This window comes from Caulobacter sp. HJHS_5, assembly GCF_056683955.1.
The window spans coordinates 188,344-205,618 of record NZ_JBWZNC010000005.1 but is presented as its reverse complement, the minus strand read 5'-3'; the positions used below and the strand labels follow the sequence as shown (position 1 = coordinate 205,618).

The following is a 17,275-nucleotide window of genomic DNA, read 5'->3' as shown; positions in this document are numbered from 1 at the left end:
GGTTGCCGGCGACGGCACGGGGCGACCAACGATTGAGAGTGCCAATGACCCCGTTCAAAGTCGTTCCGGTCCTCGGCCTGCTGCTGGCGGGCTGCGCCGCCGCGCCCGAGCCGCCGCCGCCTGGACCTCCGCCCGTGCGGGTGTTCATCAGCCCGGCGGGTGAACCGTTCCGCCCCGAAGCGGCGGCCGCGCAGCCGATAGAGCGCTGGCGGGCGCAGGTGGACGCCGATCACGACGGCGTCGTCACCCGCGAGGAACTGGCCAAGGACTTCGACCGCTTCTTCACCCTGCTGGACGTCGAGAAAGACGACAGCCTCGTGGGGCCGGAACTGACCCGCTACGAGCGCGAGATCGCGCCTGAGATTCTGATCGGCGCCGGGATGCCGCCGGTGCAGGCGCCCCGCGGATCGAGCAGCAGTCGGCGGCGCGCCGTGGCCGCCACCGTTCGGGAAGGCGCCGCCATGTTCGGCCTGCTTAACGATCCGCAGCCGGTGATGTCGGCCGACGCCGATCTGAACCGCCGCGTCACCCGCGCCGAATTCGCCCGCAAGGCCGGACTGGTGTTCGGCCGGCTCGACCGGAACGGCGACGGCAGGCTGACCGCCGACGAACTGCAATTGCCCTCCGCGGGACGTTAACGGCTGCCGTAGCCGCCGATCACCGGCAGGATTTCACCGGTGATGTAGCTGGCGGTCTGGGGCGAGGCGAGAAAGACGTAGGCCGGGGCGATCTCCTCCGGCTGGGCGGGCCGCCCCATCGGCGTGTCGGCGCCGAACTTCGCCAACACGTCGGGCTCCTTGTCGGACGGGTTGAGCGGCGTCCACACCGGGCCGGGCGCCACCGCGTTCACCCGGATGCCGCGTTCGATCAGGGCGCCCGCCAGGGAGCGGGTGAAGGCGTGGATGCCGCCCTTGGTGGTCGAATAGTCGAGCAGATCCTTGTTGCCCATCAGGCCGGTCACCGAGCCGGACATGACGATGGCCGAGCCCGGCTTCATGTGCTGAACCGCCGCCTGGGCCATGTGGAAATAGCCGTAGAGGTTGGTCTTCATCGTCTGGTCGAAATGCTCTTCGGTCAGCTCGTCGAAGGGCGCGGCATGCACCTGGAAGGCGGCGTTGTTGACCAGCACATCGACGCCGCCGAACGCCTCGACCACCTGGGCCACCGCGTCGAAGCAGAACGTTCTGTCCCGCACGTCGCCGGCGATCACCAGGGCGCGCCGTCCCTCGGCCTCGATGGCGGTGCGGGTCACCTGGGCGTCCTTGGCTTCGTCCAGATGCAGGATGGCGACGTCCGCCCCCTCGCGCGCGAACAGCACGGCGACGGCCCGGCCGATGCCGCTGTCGCCACCGGTGATGATGGCGACCTTGCCCTCGAGCTTGCCCGAACCCCGGTAGTAGGGCGCGTCATACATCGGCTTCAGCGAAAGATCGGCCTCCGAGCCCGGCTTGGCCTGATGCTCGGCCGGCATCGGCGGTTCGGGATAGGGGCGGGCCCCCGCCTGCATCGCCGCCTTCTTCTTCGGCTTGGCCTTGCCCGCCTTCTTGTCCGCCTCGGCCACCTGCGCCTGCACCGCCCGCTGCTCGGCGGCGGTCGCCTTGGCCTTGCTCTTCTTCGACTTGTCCTTGGCCATGATGCGGTTCTCCTTCGGTCGAGCCTCAACGCATCGACGCCGCCCCGGTTCGCGGCCTAAGCTCAAGCCATGGGGCAGGGTGGGCATCCGGATCGGCGCACGATCCTCTGGAGCATGGCTGGGCTGACGCTGGCCGGCTGCGGCGACAACGGCCTCGGCCGCCTCGCCTCCGTTGGCCGCGGGCGCGTGATCGAGGTGCGTTCGGGCGATGTCCTGGTGCTGGACGACGGCGCCGTCGTCCGTCTGGCGGGCGTCGAAGCGCCCTATGGCGCCGCTCCCGGCGCCCAGGAGGCGCGGAGCACGCTCGATGGCCTCGTGCTCGGCAAGACGGTCGAGCTGTTGTCCGGCGGCGGTCTCACCGACCCTTCCGGCCGCAAGACGGCGCACCTTCGCCGCACCGAAGGCCGGCTCTGGCTTCAGGGCGCCATGCTCGACGCCGGCATGGCCCAGGTCCGCACCTTCGCCGACAACCGCGCGCTCGCCGCCGACCTGCTGGACCGCGAGGCCAGGGCCCGAATCGCCCGACGCGGCCTGTGGGCCGACGGCCGCCTCAAGGTCTGGCTGCCGCAGGAGGTCTCACCCGATCAGCGCGGCTTCGCCGTGGTCGAGGGCCGGGTGGGGCGGGTGCGCCGCGTCGGCCAGGGCTTCGACCTCGACCTGCTGGAGGCCGGCCGCGTCGTCAGCGGCGAGGTTCCGGCCACGGCCGTTGAAGCCTTCACCAGCGCGGGCAAGGCGCCGGCCGAGCTGGCGGGCAAGCTCATCCGCATCCGGGGCATGCTGCGTCCCGGCGGCCAGATCTGGCTGGACCACCCCGAGGCGGTCGAGGTCGTGGAGCGTCGCTAGAGCGCGGACATCGCGCTCACGATCACGCTTTTCGGAGGTCTCGGCAGAAAGATTACAAGCGGCTGCTTAGTGTCGGCCACGCAGCCAAGCGTCCCAGCAAACACGCTTAGATTCTCGCCGAGCCATCCGGCGCTGAACTGTGCGCCGCCATTCGGGCGCACGCCACGAACGAGATAGGGCGCCAATCCCTTCTTCATTTTGGGGGGAGAAGTAACGAAGTGAACGACTTCGCTTTCGGCAAGCCGGGTGAAGGATCGCTGCGACAGGCGCGCTCGCGCCTCGTCCACACTACGGTCGACCTTGAGAACGAGATGCTGAGGAACATCAGCCCACGGCAGCTTCGAAAGCCTCGCCTCAACGCTCTCGGGTGTTCTCCACTCGTCAAATCGCTCATTTTTGCAGGAGCGCTGCGCCGTGGCGGGGTGAGGCAGAAGCATGACGGTGCCTGCCGCGAGCAAGAGTGGCAGACAATGCCCGAGCTTGGTCATCCCTCGGTTGCCTTAGTGCCCCGCCGAAACCCCGACGAACACCCCCGCCGGAGCGCGGTCGAGGAACACCAGCACCGGGGTGTTGCGGAAAGGCGCGCAGCCTTCGCCTTCGGCGGCGACTTCCAGCATGTCGCCGTACCAGGTGACGCCCAACGTCGGCTCCGGCACTGGGTAGACCGAGCGCACCAGATAGGGTTTCGCGCCCGGCTTGATCGACTGGAGCCGGGCCTGGCTGATCCCGGTGAAGCGGGCGGCCTCGGCGAGGCTGACGGGTGCGGCGGACGCTGTCGCCAGCTTGGCGCTCGCCGCCGCCTCATCGGCGGTCACCGGATGGATGAGGTCGGCCTCGACCTGCACGGCCGGCTTCGTCCAATCCACCGCCGGCTGGCTGTCCGGCCGCCAGGAGGCGATGGCCGACGCCTTGCAGGCGTCCTCGTCCTGAGGCGCGGGCGTCTGGCCGGGCATCGCCTGCAGCGCCTTGAACATTTCCAGCGGAAACGGCGGCGGGGCGGCCGTGGTCTGGGCGAAGGCGCCCGTCGCGGCGCCGCTCAGGGCGGCGGCCAGGGCAAGGGCGGAAAGCATACGCGGAACGGACATCGGGCTCTCTCGAAAGGCGGCCGCACGGTCGCCCGCCCGGCGGCGTCCGTCAACGAAAACGCCCGGCCGTCGCGGGGACGGCCGGGCGTTTCAGTTTCGAACCGAGAAGAAGCCTAGGCGGCCTTCTGCAGCGACTTGGTCAGGATGCCGACGGCGGAGTCGCGGTCGATCTTCTCGATGGCGGCGACTTCGCGGGCCATGCGGTCCAGGGCCGATTCATAGAGCTGACGCTCCGAATAGGACTGTTCCGGCTGGTTCTCGGCGCGGTGCAGGTCGCGGACCACTTCGGCGATCGAGATCAGGTCGCCCGAGTTGATCTTGGCTTCGTATTCCTGGGCGCGGCGGCTCCACATGGTGCGCTTCACGCGGGCGCGGCCCTTCAGCGTGGTCAGGGCCTGCGACACGACATTGGTTTCGGCCAGGGCGCGCAGACCCGAAGCGACGGCCTTCTTGGTCGGCACGCGCAGGGTCATTTTCTCGTGGTCGAAGGTGATGACGTAAACTTCAAGGGCAAAGCCGGCCACTTCCTGGGTCTCGATCGCCTGCACCTTGCCGACGCCGTGGGCGGGATAGACGACGCTATCGCCGACCGAGAAAGCCAGACCGCTCTTGCTCATCGTATGTCCTTCCGTATCGCGCCGTCCGGGCGCGCTTTTGGAGCCGTTCGCTTACCCCCGATCGCCCGACCAAAATGCAAAGGCCGCCCTCCGCACAAATAGGCGCGCGGGGCCTTCGAGGTTCGGTTGGGATTGCGGGGGGCCGACGCCCAGGACGGGCAGGTCGGTCGCCGAACGACTCACTCCTTCGACAAGGACGAGGCGATGCAGGTATCCGAGAACCGCCACGTCTTTTGTGACGGTAACACAAAATTCAGGCGAAAGAAAGGTTTGCGTGGCCTGGACCGCGCGCGGCGACGCCGAATTCCGGGCCTCAGTTGCCCTTGCCGGGCTTTTCGCTGAAGTACTTCTCGAACTTGCCGGTTTCGCGTTCGAACTCTTCACGATCGGCCGGTGGTTCGCCCTTGACCGTGATGTTCGGCCACACCCGGGCGTACTCCGAATTGATCTTCAGCCACTTGCCGTCGGCCTCGTCCTCGGTGTCCGGCTTGATGGCGTCCACCGGGCACTCGGGTTCACAGACGCCGCAGTCGATGCATTCGTCCGGATTGATGGCGAGGAAGTTCTCGCCCTCGTAGAAGCAGTCCACGGGGCACACTTCGACGCAGTCCATGAACTTGCAGCGGATGCAGGCGTCGGTGACGATGTAGGTCATAACAAGGTGATTTCGCGGAACGAAGGCTTTGGCGCGGCGGGGTTTTCGGAGTCCAGCGGCGCCTTGTCAACGTCAGCTTTCCTCAATGGCCGAATAGAGAGACCGCGCCTCCTCCGCCGGACCGCGTCTTTCGCCCGCCGCCTCGACCCTCACGGCGATCAGCCTGCCCCCCACGGCGAACACCACGCCGTCGCCCGGCTTCAGGGTGCGGGCGGGTTTGTCCATCCGGGTTTCCGCCCCGCCGCGCACCAGGCGCACGCGGCCTTCCTCGATGAAGCGGGCGGCCATCGACCGGGTCTTGAAGAACCGCGCCCGCCACAACCAGACATCGGCGCGCACGGTCTCGGCGGCGCTTTCGGTCACGCGGCTCGATCCGCGGCGGTAAGGAAGGCCATCACTCGCATCACGCAGGGAAACGTCGGAGCCCGCATCATAGACCGGCGATCGGAGGCTCCGCGAGCAAATCCCGCCGCCTTGAACATGAGGGGAGGGCCGGTCAGCGGCATCGTCAAGATAAGGGGCCATAAGCGGTCCTCGCGAATCTCGTCTCGACTCGGAAAGGCAGATTGATGGACCGCCGCCCTCTCGGCCGTATCGGCCTCGCCACCGGCGCCGCCGCCCTGGCGCTGACCGCCGCCGCCTCGGCCCAGACGCCGCGCCGACCGACCGCGCCAGCCGCGGCGCCGGCGGCGACGGCCCAGAAAGTCACCGGCCCGCGCACCGTCTACTGGATGGACGCCACCACCGAGTCCGGCTTCTCGCTCGGCGGCGCGGCCGGAGCGGCCGGCGGCGGACGCCCGGGCCTCGGTAATGTGATGTCGATGATGCGCGGCATGGCGGCCGCCGCGGGGGGCAGCCACAAGCTGTTCCTGCGCTTCGCCTCCAATGACGGGCCGGGTGTTCCCGCGACCACGGCCACCCACATGACGCCGCCGGGCGTCGCCAGCGAGAACCCCCTGCGGCTCGGCTACACCGCGCCCACCCAGGGCCGGCCCACGCCGCGCGATCCCAGCGAGCCGCCGCCGGTCGAGCGGCCGAAGGGCAAGATCCTGCTCTACAGCGGTTGCGGACCGCATGTCGCCGCCGGCCAACCGACCGTGATCGACCTCAGCAAGATCACCGATCCGGCCACCATCGCCACGCTGAGCGCCGCGATGTCGCCGTCGCTCGGCCTGGAGTCGGCCATTCCGCCGCTGCCCAGCAACTACAAGTCCTATGCGGACGGCCCGCGCAGCGAGAAGGTGATCGAGTATCCGCTCGGCGGCTCGATCCTCGGCGACCATGTGATCAAGTCCAACGCGGCGCCGGACATCACCTTCAACCTCGGCCTTGGCAAGGACTTCCTGCCGCCCTTCAACGTCACCGCCTCGGCCGCGGCGGCCGATGGATCGATCCCCCTGACCTGGCAGCTGAACCTCAACGTCCGGGCCATCGGTCTGACGGCCATGGGCGCGCGGCAGGACGGCAGCATCGTGATGTGGGCCAACTCGGCGCGCGCCATCGGCTGGGTGACCACGGCGTCCGGCTTCCTCACCGCCAACGACATCACCAAGCTGACCGGCGACGGCACGCTGCTGCGCGGCTCGACCACCACCTGCACCATCCCGGCCGAGGTGTTCGGCCCCGGCGGCGCGGGCGGCATTTACAACATCTACGGCTACGCCCCGCCCACCGACATCGCCTTTCCACCGCGTCCGACCGATCCGAAGGTTCCGTGGGATATCCAATGGACCACCAAGGTGCGCTACCGCACCCAGCACACCGCCATGCTCGGCATGGACATGTCGGCCATGGGCGCGGCGATGGGCGGCCAGGCCGCGCCGGGGCAGCCCGCGCCGGCGGCGCGGCCCGCCGCGCCCGCGATGCCTGGCATGGGCGGCCTCCTCGGCCGCGCTATCGGCGGGGCGCTCAGTCGGTGATCAAGTCGCCGAACCCCCCTTTCGGCGCGGCAGTCGCGGCCGGCGACGAGGTTTTTTCGGTTCGGCGGCCGGCGGCGCGTTGAGCACCGACAGGGCCGCGAACGGCGAGTGGGTCGGCGCCGGCTTGGCCTCGGGCGCCTTGACGCGGCGTCGCCGCCAGGCCTCGCCCCCCTCCTTGGCGTTCAGCGGTACATAGTCGAGGGCGCGCAGCACCGCCTTGGCCTCGGCCTCGCTCCAGCCGAGGGCCTCGCGCTCGGCGTCCGGCAGGGTCGATCCCTTGCCGGGCTGGAAGGTCTCGCGCAGCACCGCGTCCAGCCGCTCCAACTGCTCGACCGGGGCCGCATGGCCGCCCACCGCGCGCAGGCCGCGGGCCGCCAGGCTGCGGGGCGATACGCCGGCGGGCAGGGGCGACAGCTTGCCGGCCGCCAGCGTCGTCGGCGGCGCCAGGGCCTGGGCCAGCGCCATGGCCTGGGGCGCCAGCACCCCGGGCAGAAACACCGAAAAGCCGCCGAAGCGCACGCCCAGGCTCTTCAGCGTCCGCCGCTCGGATTGGCTCAGCGCCTTGAGGTCGGGCTCCAGCGGCCGGCGATCCAGCACGCCGCCGGCCTCGACCAGACGGTGCACGATCCCGCGCGCCAGGCCTCGCACCTTGCCGTCGTCCAGGGCGGCCTGCAGCCGGCGCAGCGGCTTCAGCCGGCGACCGGTCTCGGCGGCCACGAAGGCCTCGAGCCGCCGCGTCGCCCGTTCCCGCGCCGCGGCCGCGCCCAGCTCGCCCAGCAGCCGCACCTTGCCGGCCCCGGTCACCACGCCGGCGATGTCGCCGCGCCACAGCAACCGGCCTTCCGGATCGAGGGCGAAGGCATCGTCGCGCTCGCTGGCCAGGCGCCCCAGGCGACGGGTGATCTCGGGGGCGACCGCCCGCGCGGCGGCGGCGCGCAGGGCCTTCTCCTCCAAGGCGCTGGCGGCCTTCGAGGGTTCGAAGCCGACACCGTTCAACTGGCCGACGACCACGCCCTCGACCGTGACCGCGCCGTCGTCGGCCACGCCGGCCAGGATGTCCTGCCGCTCGCCCAGCGAACGCATCAGGGCGCTGGTGCGCCGGTCCACGAACCGGGCCATCAGCTTCTCGTGCAGGGTGTCGCTGAGCCGGTCCTCCAGCTCGCGCATGCGGCCCTGCCAGCCGATGGCGTCAGCCAGCCAGTCGGGGCGATTGGCGACGTAGGAGAGGGTGCGCACCTGCGCCAGGCGTCCGGCCAGGGCGTCGATCTCGCCGTCCAGCCGGTCCAGCGCCTTCATCTGGCGGCTCATCCAGTCGTCGGGCAGGCGGCGACGGCCTTCGGTGAGCGGGAAGAACAGCTCGCGCAGCAGGCGCTGGTGCTCCTCGGCCGTGGTCTTGCGGAAGTCCGGCGTCTGGCAGACGTCCCACAGGCGGATGAGGGCCGAGCGGTCGCGGCAACGCTGCACGACGGTCTCGTCGCGGGCCAGAGCCCGCAGCGCCTGCTCGTCCACGCTCTCGTCGGCCAGCTTCAGCCCGGCGCGGCTGGGCGTGCGCGCTAGGGAGCGCATCAGGTCGTTGAGGGAATCGAAGTCGAGGGCGGCGTTGCGCCAGAAGGCGGCCTCGATCGGCTCGAAGCTGTGGGTCTCGACCGCCTGGACGAGATCCTCGTCCATCTCCTCGCACTCGCCCGTGACGCCGAAGGTGCCGTCGCGCTTGTAGCGCCCGGCGCGTCCGGCGATCTGGGCCACCTCGGGCGGATGCAGCCAGCGGGTGCGCTTGCCGTCGAACTTGCGCAGGCCCGCGAAGGCCACGTGGTCGACGTCCATGTTCAGGCCCATGCCGATGGCGTCGGTGGCCACCAGGAAGTCGACCTCGCCGGACTGGTAGAGGGCGACCTGGGCGTTGCGGGTGCGGGGGCTCAAGCTGCCCATCACCACCGCCGCCCCGCCGCGCTGGCGGCGGATCAGCTCGGCGATCGCGTAGACGCTGTCGGCCGAGAAGGCGACGATGGCCGAGCGCCGGGGCAGGCGGGTGATCTTCTTCGAGCCGGCGTAGGAGAGGGTGGAGAAGCGCTCGCGGAACACCAACTCCGCGTCGGGCGCGAGCTGCCGGATCAGCGGCGCCATGGTGGCCGCACCCAGGAACATGGTCTCGTACCTGCCGCGCGCGTGCAGCAGGCGGTGGGTGAAGACGTGGCCGCGCTCCGGGTCGGTGCACAGCTGGATCTCGTCGACCGCCAGGAATTCGACCTCGCGCGACAGCGGCATGGCCTCGACGGTGCAGACGAAATAGACCGCGCGCGGCGGGATGATCCGCTCCTCGCCGGTAATCAGGGCGACCATGCGGGCCCCGCGCAGCTTGACGATACGATCGTAGATCTCGCGCGCAAGCAGGCGCAGCGGCAGGCCGATCATGCCGGAGGCGTGGCCGAGCATCCGCTCCACGGCCAGGTGAGTCTTGCCGGTGTTGGTCGGCCCGAGCACCGCCGTCACCTTCGACGGGGCCAAACCGGTGCTGCGGTCGCTCATGATCCGAAGGTGGGGCGCGACTCGCCGCCGGGCAAGCGCCGCCGTGCCTCAAGGCGCGATTGTCACGCGATCTTCTCGGAGCTTGGCGGTCGGGAGTTCCGTGGCGGAACACGGGCGAAACGAATCGTGACCGAATCGGTGACCTCGTCCGATTCAGCCTTTGTTCTCTACAAGCTATTGTATCTGCGGCTCAATCGACCACAAGCGGAAAGCCCGACCGCTACTTCGTCGGGCTCGTGCAGGTCGGCGACAGACGGCGGGCGTTCATCGTCCCCGAAAGCGGGATGCCGTTGATGGTGCGCAGCTTGATGGCGAGGGTGAAGGCCTCGGGGCCGTAGGTCCCGTTGGCGGTCACCGGAGCTTCGCGGCCCTTCTTGTCGATCCAGACGCCCTGCAGCGCCACCTTGCCGTCGGCGACGGTCTTCACGTCGTACTCGCAGCGATAGCGGCTGGTGCAGATGCCGTCGGCGAAGGTGCGCACCTCGGCGGGGCCGAGGCATTTCTTCTCCCTGCCCGCGGGCAGGAAGCCGGCCAGGCGATAGCTGTACTCCCACTCGCCGGTCTGGATGGTGGCCGGGCGCGGGGCTTGGGCCGAGGCCGAACCGGCCAGGGGCGTGGCCAGGGCCAGGGGCAGGGCGGCTTGGGCGAGGCGGCGGATCATGCCGTGGGCTCCAAAGGTCGGCGACGGCCAAACGGCCTTGTCTTAGGAAGGCTTTCTATATGCCCCTGGATGAACCGCAGTTGAAGGCGTCCCCGGGCCTTCTTCGGCTTGACGGGAGAGGCCGCCTTGCCTATACGGCCTGCTCTTTCGCGCGAGGGCCTGGCTTTCGCGTGTGATCCCGTTTTGCGAACCTCGAAAGCGTCCGCCTATGTCTCGCCGCTGCGAACTCACCGGTGTCGGCCCGATGGTCGGCCACAATGTGAGCCACTCCAACATCAAGACGAAGCGCCGCTTCCTGCCGAACCTGGCGGTCGTCAACTTGGCGTCGGAAAGCCTGGGCCAGTCCTTCAAGCTGAAGGTCACCAACGCCGCCCTGCGCACGCTCGACTTCAAGGGCGGCCTCGACGCCTTCCTGCTGAAGGCCAGCGACGAGGATCTCTCGCCGCGCGCCCTGAAGATCAAGAAGCAGCTGAAGGTCAAGGCCAAGGAAGCGCAAGCCGCCGCCTAAGGCCGCCTGTCGATCCGGCGCTCCGGCGCCGGTCGAGGCTCTGAAATGCAGAAAGGCCCGCGATCGCTCGCGGGCCTTTCGCTTTTGGGGTCTTCGCCTAGCGGGGGCGGAGGTTCGACTCAGTCGGCCGAGGCGGTCTGGAAGACGAACTCGCCGCGCGTGGCGATGCGGCGCATCGTGGCGTCGGTGGTCGTGGCGACGCAGGTGGCGCGGTCGGCGCTGTCGGCGAACTTTTCAGCGCAGAGCTTGCCGGCGACGACCTTGACCTCGGCGCGGAGTTGGGCCGGGGTCTTGCCCGACAGCGAAATCTGCGTGCCGGCCAGGGCGGGAGCGGTGAACAGGGCGGCGGCCGTGAGGGCCAGGGTGACGGTGCGGATCATCTGACGTGCTTTCCGAAAAGAGGGTTGGGTTCAACCATCTCCCCGGAGCGATTCCTCTGGCGGCGCGCCGGTCTCGCCTGTTTGCGCCGCCGAAGCTGGACTTGACATCGATCAGATGGGCTCGCAAGCCAAATCGGCCCAATCAAACAATGTTCACATTTCCAATCTAAATGCTGCACAAATGCGCGGCGGCAGCTGCCTACTGAGCCAGCACGCCGCGGTTCACGTCTCGGATGTCGGGCACGCCGGTCAGGGCCAGGGCGGTCAGCATCTCGGCGCGGACAATGTCGAGCATCGAGGTCACGCCCTTCTCGCCCTGGGCCGCCAGGGCGAAGGCCCAGGCCCGGCCGAGCAGGCAGGCCTTGGCGCCGCAGGCCAGGGCCTTGACCACGTCGAGCCCGGAACGGATGCCGCCGTCCATCAGCACGGTGACGTCGTCGCCCACCGCGTCGGCGATCGGCGGCAGGGCCTTGATGCCGGAGAGCACGCCGTCGAGCTGCCGGCCGCCGTGGTTCGAGACCACCAGGCCGTCGACGCCGCAGCGGCGCGCCTCGCGGGCGTCCTCGGCGTCGAGCACGCCTTTCAGCACCAGCGGGCCAGGCCAGCGCTCGCGGATCCAGCTGATATGATCCCAGGTCAGGGTGGTGTCGAAATTGTTGGTCACCCAGGGCCAGAACTCGGCCGCTCCGCGCGCGTCCGGCACGGCCGAGGCGATGTTGCCAAAGGTGTGCGGCTTGCCGTGCAGTTGCACGTCCCACAGCCAGGCGGGGTGCGACAGGCCGTCGAGCACCCGGCGCGGGCTGAGCGCCGAGGCGTTCGAGCCGCCGAACAGGCCGTTGCGGCGGTCGCGATAGCGGGTGCCAGGCACCGGCAGGTCGACGGTGAACACCAGCACCGGGCAGCCCAACTCACGGGCGCGATCCAGCAGGGCGCCCATGTAGCCGCGGTCGCGCAGCATGTAGAGCTGATACCAGGGAGGGACGGCGGCCTTGGCCACCTCTTCCATGTCGCAGATGCCGACGGTCGAGAGGGTGAAGGGCACGCCGGCGGCCTCGGCGGCGCGGGCCGCCTGCGCCTCTCCCCGGCGCGCCAGCATGCCGGCCATGCCGATGGGCGACAGCACCACGGGCATGCTCTGTTTGCGGCCGAACAGCTCGATGGCGGTGGAGCGCCGCGAGACGTCGACCATCACCCGCTGGCGCAGGGCCAGAGCCTCGAGGTCGGTGATGTTCCGCCGCAGGGTCGCCTCGGCGTAGGAGCCGCCGTCCACATAGTCGAACAGCAGCTTGGGCAGGCGGCGGCGGGCGCCTTCGCGGAAGTCGGAGACGCTGGCCGGTGCGGTCATTTCGGGGGCATCCAGTCAAAAGCCATGAGGATCGTCGCTTCGCTGGCCAGGAAGTTGTCGTCGACCAGGAAGTAGAATCGCTGGCGGCCCCCAGCCTGGGGGACCACGTCGACGCCCTCGAAGTTATCGACCGTCATCGGCGAGTCGAGGCGGAAACGGCCGACCACGCGCGCGCGGGTCAGCGGGTCGCGCACGATGGAGACGACGATGTGGCTCAGGTTCGGCAGTCGCTCGAAGCGATGGTGCAGCAGCACCAGGTCGCCGGTCGGCGTCTCGGCCATGCCTGAAAGGCGGTAGCCCTCCGGCGGCGCCGGCAGGCCCTCGATCTTGCGGCAGTCGGCGCTCAGGCGGCAGAGCCAGACCTGTCCGTCCTCGATCCCCACCCAATAGGCGTCGCGGCCGACCCTGCGGGCGGCGGCCAGACCCTCCATGCCCTCGTTGTTGGGCATCTTCACCGGGGGAATCGGCGCGCGCACCGGCGGACCGCCGGCGGCGGGGTAGCGGAGAATCCGGTGATCGCGCTCGAAACTGTAGAGCTTGTCGCCGCCCGGCAGGATGGCCAGACCCTCGGCGTCGGTTTCCTGCTTGCTCTGCAGGGGCTTGCCGTCTTCGCCGATCAGCGGCGCGAGGCGGGCGTCGGCGAGGCCGGCGATCTTGCCGTCCGCTCCCAGCCTAAGCCGGGCTTCCAGCGCCTCGGCCCCGTCGTCGCCGACGGAATACAGCCGGTCGCCGACGATCTTCAGGTCGGAGAAGCCGTGGAAACGACTGGTGTCCTGACTGGTCAGGTCCACGGCGCCGGCGAAGACGAAGTCGCCGATGCGGTCTGTGGCCGGATTGCGCGGATCGAGCGGCAGCGGCTTGGCGTCGACGCGAACGGTCTCGGCGTAGGGCAGGGGCGCGGTCGGCAGCCGGGCGGGGGCGGGCGTCAGGCAGCCGGCGAGGGCCAGGCAAAGCGCCGCCGCGAGGGGCGTTCGGAAAAGGCTCATGCCGCGCGGACCGGCCGCAGGGCGCTGCCGCCGCCTCCGAGCACCGGCGGCAGCGGTGCGCGAGGCGAGGTCTTCAGGCTGCGGGGCGCTTCCTCGAAGAGGGCCGCCAACTGCTCGACCAGCACCCCGCCGAGTTGCTCGACGTCGACGATGGTCACGGCCCGCTTGTAGTAGCGCGTCACGTCGTGGCCGATGCCGATGGCCAGCAGCTCGACCGGGCTCTTGTCCTCGATCTCGGCGATCACCTGGCGCAGGTGCCGCTCCAGGTAGTGGCCGGAGTTCACGCTGAGGGTGGAGTCGTCCACCGGCGCGCCGTCCGAGATCACCATCATGATCCGGCGGTCCTCGGGCCGGCCGATCAGGCGCTGGTGCGCCCAGACCAGGGCTTCGCCGTCGATGTTTTCCTTCAGCAGGCCCTCGCGCATCATCAGGCCGAGGTTGCGGCGGGCGCGGCGCCAAGGGGCGTCGGCGTCCTTGTAGACGATGTGGCGCAGGTCGTTCAGGCGGCCGGGCGCCGGCGGCTTGCCCGCCTTCAGCCAGTCCTCCCGCGAAAGCCCGCCCTTCCACGCCTGGGTGGTGAAACCCAGGATCTCCACCTTCACGCCGCAGCGCTCCAGGGTGCGGGCCAGGATGTCGGCGCAGATCGCCGCCACCATGATCGGCCGCCCGCGCATCGAGCCGGAGTTGTCGATCAAGAGGGTGACCACCGTGTCGCGGAACTCGGTGTCCTTTTCCTCCTTGAAGGACAGCGGCGCGGTCGGGTCGACGATGACGCGAGTCAGGCGGCCGACGTCGAGCAGGCCTTCCTCCAGGTCGAAGGTCCACGACCGAGTCTGCTTGGCCAGCAGGCGGCGCTGCAGTCGGTTGGCCAGTTTGGAGACCACGGCCGACAGGGCCGAGAGCTGCTGATCGAGATAGGACCGCAGGCGCGTCAGCTCCTCGGGGTCGCACAGTTCGTCGGCCGCCACGATCTGGTCGTGGGCGGTGGTGAACACCTTGTAGGCCGGCTCGGCCTTGCCGGGGTCGCGGATGTCCGGCCGCGCGGGCTTGGCGCCTTCGCCGACATCGGGGGCTTCCTCGGTGTCCTCGCTGGCCGCCTGCTCGCTCTCCGACATCTGGCTTTCGTCGCCGTCGGCCTGGGCGTCCTGGGTGTCCGAGCGGTCGGAACCGGAGTCCTCCTCGGGCTCGGGCGTTTCCTCCTCGCCTTCGTCCGCCTCGTCGGCCGAGGGATCGTCCTCGCCCTGGTCGTCGCCGGACTCGGGTTCGGCGTCGGCCGGATCGTCGGCCAGGTCGAGGTCGCGCAGGATGGCCCGGTTCACCTTGGCGAAGGCGGCCTGATCGTGAACCGCCTCGGCCAGGCGATCGAGGTCGGCGCCGGCCTTCTCCTCGATCTCGGCCCGGAAGTGGTCGACCAGGCCCTTGGCGCCGTCCGGCGCCGCGTCGCCGGTCAGACGCTCGCGCACCAGCAGGCCCAGGGCCTCGGCGATGGGGGCGTTGGCCTTGTTCTCCAGCCGCAGCAGACCCTTACGCTCCAGCGTCGCCTCCAGGGCGGCCGCCAGGTTGGCGCGCACGCCCCCCAGGGCGTTGGCGCCGATGGCCTCGATGCGGGCCTGCTCGATGGCGTCGAAGGCCGGCTGGGCGCGGGGCGAGACCGGCCGCGCGCGGGCGTGGGCCTCGGCGTCGTGGTGCGCCAGCCGCAGGGCCATCTGGTCGGCCAGGCCGCGGATGCGCGCCGCCTCCTTCGGGCCGATGTCGCGTGAGGGATGCGGCAGGATCGCCCGCGAGCCGATCAGCTGCGGCGCGTCGTTGGAGAACACCACTTCGAGATCGGGCGTCTCGGCGAGCGAACGCGCCGCGTGGGCCAGGGCGCGCTTGAACGGTTCGGAAGGGCTTTCGGGCTTAGAGGCCATGGACGTTCTGTAGCCGCTCTGGGTGACGGGGTTAAGGCCGTCGGAACAGGCCACGCCAAAGCGACGTTTATTTGAGGCAACGCCTAGACCCGCAACCCCTCGACAAGGAGATTTCCCATGCTGAAATGGGCCCTGATCTTCGCCATCGTCGCCCTCATCGCGGGCGCGCTCGGCTTCTCGGGCCTTGCCGGCGCTTCCGCCAGCATCGCCAAGATTCTGTTCGGCCTGTTCGTGATCGGCTTCCTGATCTTCCTCGCCCTCGGCCTGTTCGTGGGGCGAAAGGTGACAGGCGGCTAGCGACGCGCCGCGAAACCCGAACAAACAAAGGCCGGACATCTTTCGATGTCCGGCCTTTTTTCTCGCCGCATGGGTGGAGGCTTATTTGGCGGCGAGGTTGATGGTCTCGCGTTCGAGGCGGGCCAGCTGCTGGCGTTGCGGCGCGCCCAGATTGGCGACGGCCTGATTGCGCAGGTCCTGGCGGCAGGCTTCCGCCTTGGCGCGGTTCTGGCGGGTTTCCAGCGGGCAGATGGCGTAGGCGACGCGGGCGACCCGTTCGTCGAAGCGCGCCACTTGGTCGGCGCGGTTGAAGTCGATGTCGGAAACGGCGATCCGGCGGCTCAGGGTTTCGGCGTGGGCCGAGCCGGCGGCGACCATGGGGGCGGCGGCCAGGACGATGGCGGCGGCCGAAGCGAGGCGGGCGATGATGGCGGACATTGTTTCTCTCCTGCGGGCGCCGTGTGGCGATGAACTTCCGATGAAGAGGCTATACAGCTATTGTTCGACGAATACTTGTTAAGTCGCCTTCATGAACTCGAATTCAGGAATTACATCAGTGTAATGTAAGTAAAGATGACCTGTCGGTAATGTGGGCTTCCAGGCGCGTAACGCCGAAGGCTCCGATCGGTAAGCTGAGGTTGCAGGCGCGCGAGATCGCCGCCGCGGGCGCGGCGCTGGAAGGTCGGGCGGGCAATGCGTGATGAGGCCCGGGCCTCAGCGCGCGTCCATCAGCTTGGCGAAACGGTCGAAGACGTAGAGCGAATCCGTCGGGCCGGGCGAGGCCTCCGGATGGTGCTGCACCGAGAACACCGGCTTGCCCTCGACGGCGAGGCCCGCGTTGGTGCCGTCGAACAGCGAGACGTGGGTCTCCTTCACCGCCGCCGGAAGGCTGGCGCGGTCCACGGTGAAGCCATGGTTCATGGAGACGATCTCGACCTTGCCGGTGGTCAGGTCCTTCACCGGATGGTTCGCCCCGTGGTGGCCCTGCTCCATCTTCACGGTCTTGGCCCCGAGGGCCAGGGCCAGCATCTGGTGGCCGAGGCAGATGCCGAACACCGGCGTGCCGCTGTCGACCAGGGCCTTGATCTGCGGCACAGCGTACTCGCCCGTCGCGGCCGGGTCGCCCGGGCCGTTGGACAGCAGCACCCCGTCAGGCTTGGCCGCCAGGATCGCCTCGGCCGAGGTGTCGGCCGGCACCACGGTGATCTCGGCGCCGATCGAGGAGAGGGCGCGCAGGATGTTCCGCTTCACCCCGTAGTCGACGACGGTGACCTTGTACTTGCGGCTTTCCGGCTTCTCGTAGCCCTCCGGCCATTCCCACAGGCCCTCGTTCCACTGGAACGGCTGCAGGCAGGTGGCGTCCTTGGCCAGGTCCAGGCCCACGATGCCCGACCATTCGCGCGCCTGGGCGACCAGGGCGGGCAGATCGAACTGGCCGTCCGGCGAATGGGCGATCACCGCGTGCGGCATGCCCTTCTCGCGGATCAGCTTGGTCAGGGCGCGGGTGTCGACCCCGGCCAGGGCGACGACGCCGCGGCGCTTCAGCCAGCCGTCGAGATCGCTGTCGGCGCGCCAGTTGGCCGGGTCGGTGGGGGCGTCGCGGAAGATCGCGCCGCGGGCCGCCGTCTCGGAGGAGCCGCTGATCTGCTCGACATCTTCCACGTTCGTGCCGACGTTGCCGACGTGCGGGAAGGTGAAGGCCACGATCTGGGCCATGTAGGACGGGTCGGTCAGGATCTCCTGGTAGCCGGTCATGGCGGTGTTGAAGCACACCTCGCCGACCGCCGCGCCGACCGCGCCGACGCCGACGCCCTGCAGGATGGTTCCGTCGGCCAGCGCCAGGATTCCGGTGACGCCGGGAAGAAGTTCAGTGGACATCTTCGGCGCCTCCGCTGCGGTCAAACGGCGGCGTAGGTAGGGGGGTACGCCTC

19 protein-coding genes are annotated in these 17,275 nt (G+C 69.6%); 5 read left to right on the top strand and 14 right to left on the bottom strand.

Going from position 1 to position 17,275, the window contains the following annotated elements:
• The first annotated feature begins 44 nt into the window (after nucleotides 1–44).
• Nucleotides 45–638, top strand: a complete 594-nt coding sequence (locus ACFLIT_RS11490; RefSeq protein WP_479911369.1) for an EF-hand domain-containing protein — start codon at nucleotides 45–47, stop codon at nucleotides 636–638.
• On the opposite strand, the gene ACFLIT_RS11485 is transcribed toward ACFLIT_RS11490, so the two are convergent.
• Nucleotides 635–1,633, bottom strand: coding sequence for an SDR family oxidoreductase (locus ACFLIT_RS11485; protein ID WP_479911368.1), 999 nt, complete (start codon nucleotides 1,631–1,633; stop codon nucleotides 635–637). The two genes, ACFLIT_RS11490 and ACFLIT_RS11485, sit on opposite strands and share 4 nt — an antisense overlap.
• A 114-nt stretch (nucleotides 1,634–1,747) precedes the next feature.
• Here ACFLIT_RS11485 and ACFLIT_RS11480 point away from each other — a divergent pair, with 114 nt between their 5' ends.
• Nucleotides 1,748–2,476: a thermonuclease family protein gene (locus tag ACFLIT_RS11480; RefSeq protein WP_479911367.1), complete on the top strand. Its 729-nt coding sequence runs from the start codon at nucleotides 1,748–1,750 to the stop codon at nucleotides 2,474–2,476.
• Here ACFLIT_RS11480 and ACFLIT_RS11475 read toward each other — a convergent pair.
• The 5 genes from ACFLIT_RS11475 to ACFLIT_RS11455 all read right to left on the bottom strand — a co-directional run bounded on the left by ACFLIT_RS11475 (nucleotide 2,473) and on the right by ACFLIT_RS11455 (nucleotide 5,196).
• Nucleotides 2,473–2,964: a hypothetical protein gene (locus ACFLIT_RS11475; RefSeq protein ID WP_479911366.1), complete on the bottom strand. Its 492-nt coding sequence runs from the start codon at nucleotides 2,962–2,964 to the stop codon at nucleotides 2,473–2,475. The genes ACFLIT_RS11480 and ACFLIT_RS11475 overlap by 4 nt on opposite strands.
• Nucleotides 2,965–2,976: 12 nt before the next feature.
• Nucleotides 2,977–3,561: a hypothetical protein gene (locus tag ACFLIT_RS11470; RefSeq protein WP_479911365.1), complete on the bottom strand. Its 585-nt coding sequence runs from the start codon at nucleotides 3,559–3,561 to the stop codon at nucleotides 2,977–2,979.
• Between the two features lie 113 nt (nucleotides 3,562–3,674).
• Nucleotides 3,675–4,178: a CarD family transcriptional regulator gene (locus ACFLIT_RS11465; RefSeq protein ID WP_479911364.1), complete on the bottom strand. Its 504-nt coding sequence runs from the start codon at nucleotides 4,176–4,178 to the stop codon at nucleotides 3,675–3,677.
• Nucleotides 4,179–4,491: 313 nt separating this feature from the next.
• Nucleotides 4,492–4,833 carry a ferredoxin FdxA gene (gene fdxA, locus ACFLIT_RS11460; RefSeq protein ID WP_479911363.1) on the bottom strand — a complete coding sequence of 114 codons (342 nt, stop codon included), beginning with the start codon at nucleotides 4,831–4,833 and terminating at the stop codon, nucleotides 4,492–4,494.
• Nucleotides 4,834–4,905: 72 nt separating this feature from the next.
• Nucleotides 4,906–5,196, bottom strand: a complete 291-nt coding sequence (locus ACFLIT_RS11455; protein WP_479911362.1) for an RNA-binding S4 domain-containing protein — start codon at nucleotides 5,194–5,196, stop codon at nucleotides 4,906–4,908.
• A gap of 206 nt (nucleotides 5,197–5,402) precedes the next feature.
• On the opposite strand from ACFLIT_RS11455, the gene ACFLIT_RS11450 reads away from it, so the two are divergent.
• The gene (locus ACFLIT_RS11450) at nucleotides 5,403–6,752 is read left to right on the top strand and encodes a hypothetical protein (protein WP_479911361.1); all 1,350 of its coding nucleotides are present in this window, start codon (nucleotides 5,403–5,405) and stop codon (nucleotides 6,750–6,752) included.
• Here the strand turns inward: ACFLIT_RS11450 and ACFLIT_RS11445 are convergent, their stop codons facing one another.
• Nucleotides 6,753–9,278: a helicase-related protein gene (locus tag ACFLIT_RS11445; RefSeq protein WP_479911360.1), complete on the bottom strand. Its 2,526-nt coding sequence runs from the start codon at nucleotides 9,276–9,278 to the stop codon at nucleotides 6,753–6,755.
• A 220-nt stretch (nucleotides 9,279–9,498) separates the two neighbouring features.
• Nucleotides 9,499–9,939: a DUF3617 domain-containing protein gene (locus ACFLIT_RS11440; RefSeq protein WP_479911359.1), complete on the bottom strand. Its 441-nt coding sequence runs from the start codon at nucleotides 9,937–9,939 to the stop codon at nucleotides 9,499–9,501.
• Nucleotides 9,940–10,147: 208 nt separating this feature from the next.
• Here ACFLIT_RS11440 and rpmB point away from each other — a divergent pair, with 208 nt between their 5' ends.
• Complete coding sequence (gene rpmB / locus ACFLIT_RS11435; protein ID WP_479911358.1) at nucleotides 10,148–10,447, top strand: 50S ribosomal protein L28; 300 nt, start codon at nucleotides 10,148–10,150, stop codon at nucleotides 10,445–10,447.
• 119 nt (nucleotides 10,448–10,566) lie between these two features.
• Here the strand turns inward: rpmB and ACFLIT_RS11430 are convergent, their stop codons facing one another.
• The 4 genes from ACFLIT_RS11430 to cobT form a co-directional block, all read right to left on the bottom strand.
• Nucleotides 10,567–10,827 (bottom strand): hypothetical protein, encoded by a 261-nt coding sequence (locus ACFLIT_RS11430; protein WP_479911357.1) that lies wholly within the window; start codon nucleotides 10,825–10,827, stop codon nucleotides 10,567–10,569.
• Between the two features lie 199 nt (nucleotides 10,828–11,026).
• Nucleotides 11,027–12,172, bottom strand: a complete 1,146-nt coding sequence (locus ACFLIT_RS11425; RefSeq protein ID WP_479911356.1) for an L-lactate dehydrogenase — start codon at nucleotides 12,170–12,172, stop codon at nucleotides 11,027–11,029.
• Nucleotides 12,169–13,158 (bottom strand): esterase-like activity of phytase family protein, encoded by a 990-nt coding sequence (locus ACFLIT_RS11420; RefSeq protein ID WP_479911355.1) that lies wholly within the window; start codon nucleotides 13,156–13,158, stop codon nucleotides 12,169–12,171. The genes ACFLIT_RS11425 and ACFLIT_RS11420 overlap by 4 nt, the downstream gene beginning before the upstream one ends.
• Nucleotides 13,155–15,068, bottom strand: coding sequence for a cobaltochelatase subunit CobT (gene cobT, locus ACFLIT_RS11415; protein ID WP_479911354.1), 1,914 nt, complete (start codon nucleotides 15,066–15,068; stop codon nucleotides 13,155–13,157). Before cobT ends, ACFLIT_RS11420 begins: the two co-directional genes overlap by 4 nt.
• Before the next feature lie 117 nt (nucleotides 15,069–15,185).
• On the opposite strand from cobT, the gene ACFLIT_RS11410 reads away from it, so the two are divergent.
• Nucleotides 15,186–15,365, top strand: a complete 180-nt coding sequence (locus ACFLIT_RS11410) for a DUF1328 domain-containing protein (RefSeq protein WP_479911353.1) — start codon at nucleotides 15,186–15,188, stop codon at nucleotides 15,363–15,365.
• 81 nt (nucleotides 15,366–15,446) lie between these two features.
• Here the strand turns inward: ACFLIT_RS11410 and ACFLIT_RS11405 are convergent, their stop codons facing one another.
• The gene (locus tag ACFLIT_RS11405; RefSeq protein ID WP_479911352.1) at nucleotides 15,447–15,782 is read right to left on the bottom strand and encodes a UrcA family protein; all 336 of its coding nucleotides are present in this window, start codon (nucleotides 15,780–15,782) and stop codon (nucleotides 15,447–15,449) included.
• 276 nt (nucleotides 15,783–16,058) lie between these two features.
• Nucleotides 16,059–17,222: a glutamine-hydrolyzing carbamoyl-phosphate synthase small subunit gene (gene carA / locus ACFLIT_RS11400; protein WP_479911351.1), complete on the bottom strand. Its 1,164-nt coding sequence runs from the start codon at nucleotides 17,220–17,222 to the stop codon at nucleotides 16,059–16,061.
• Nucleotides 17,223–17,275: the final 53 nt, after the last annotated feature.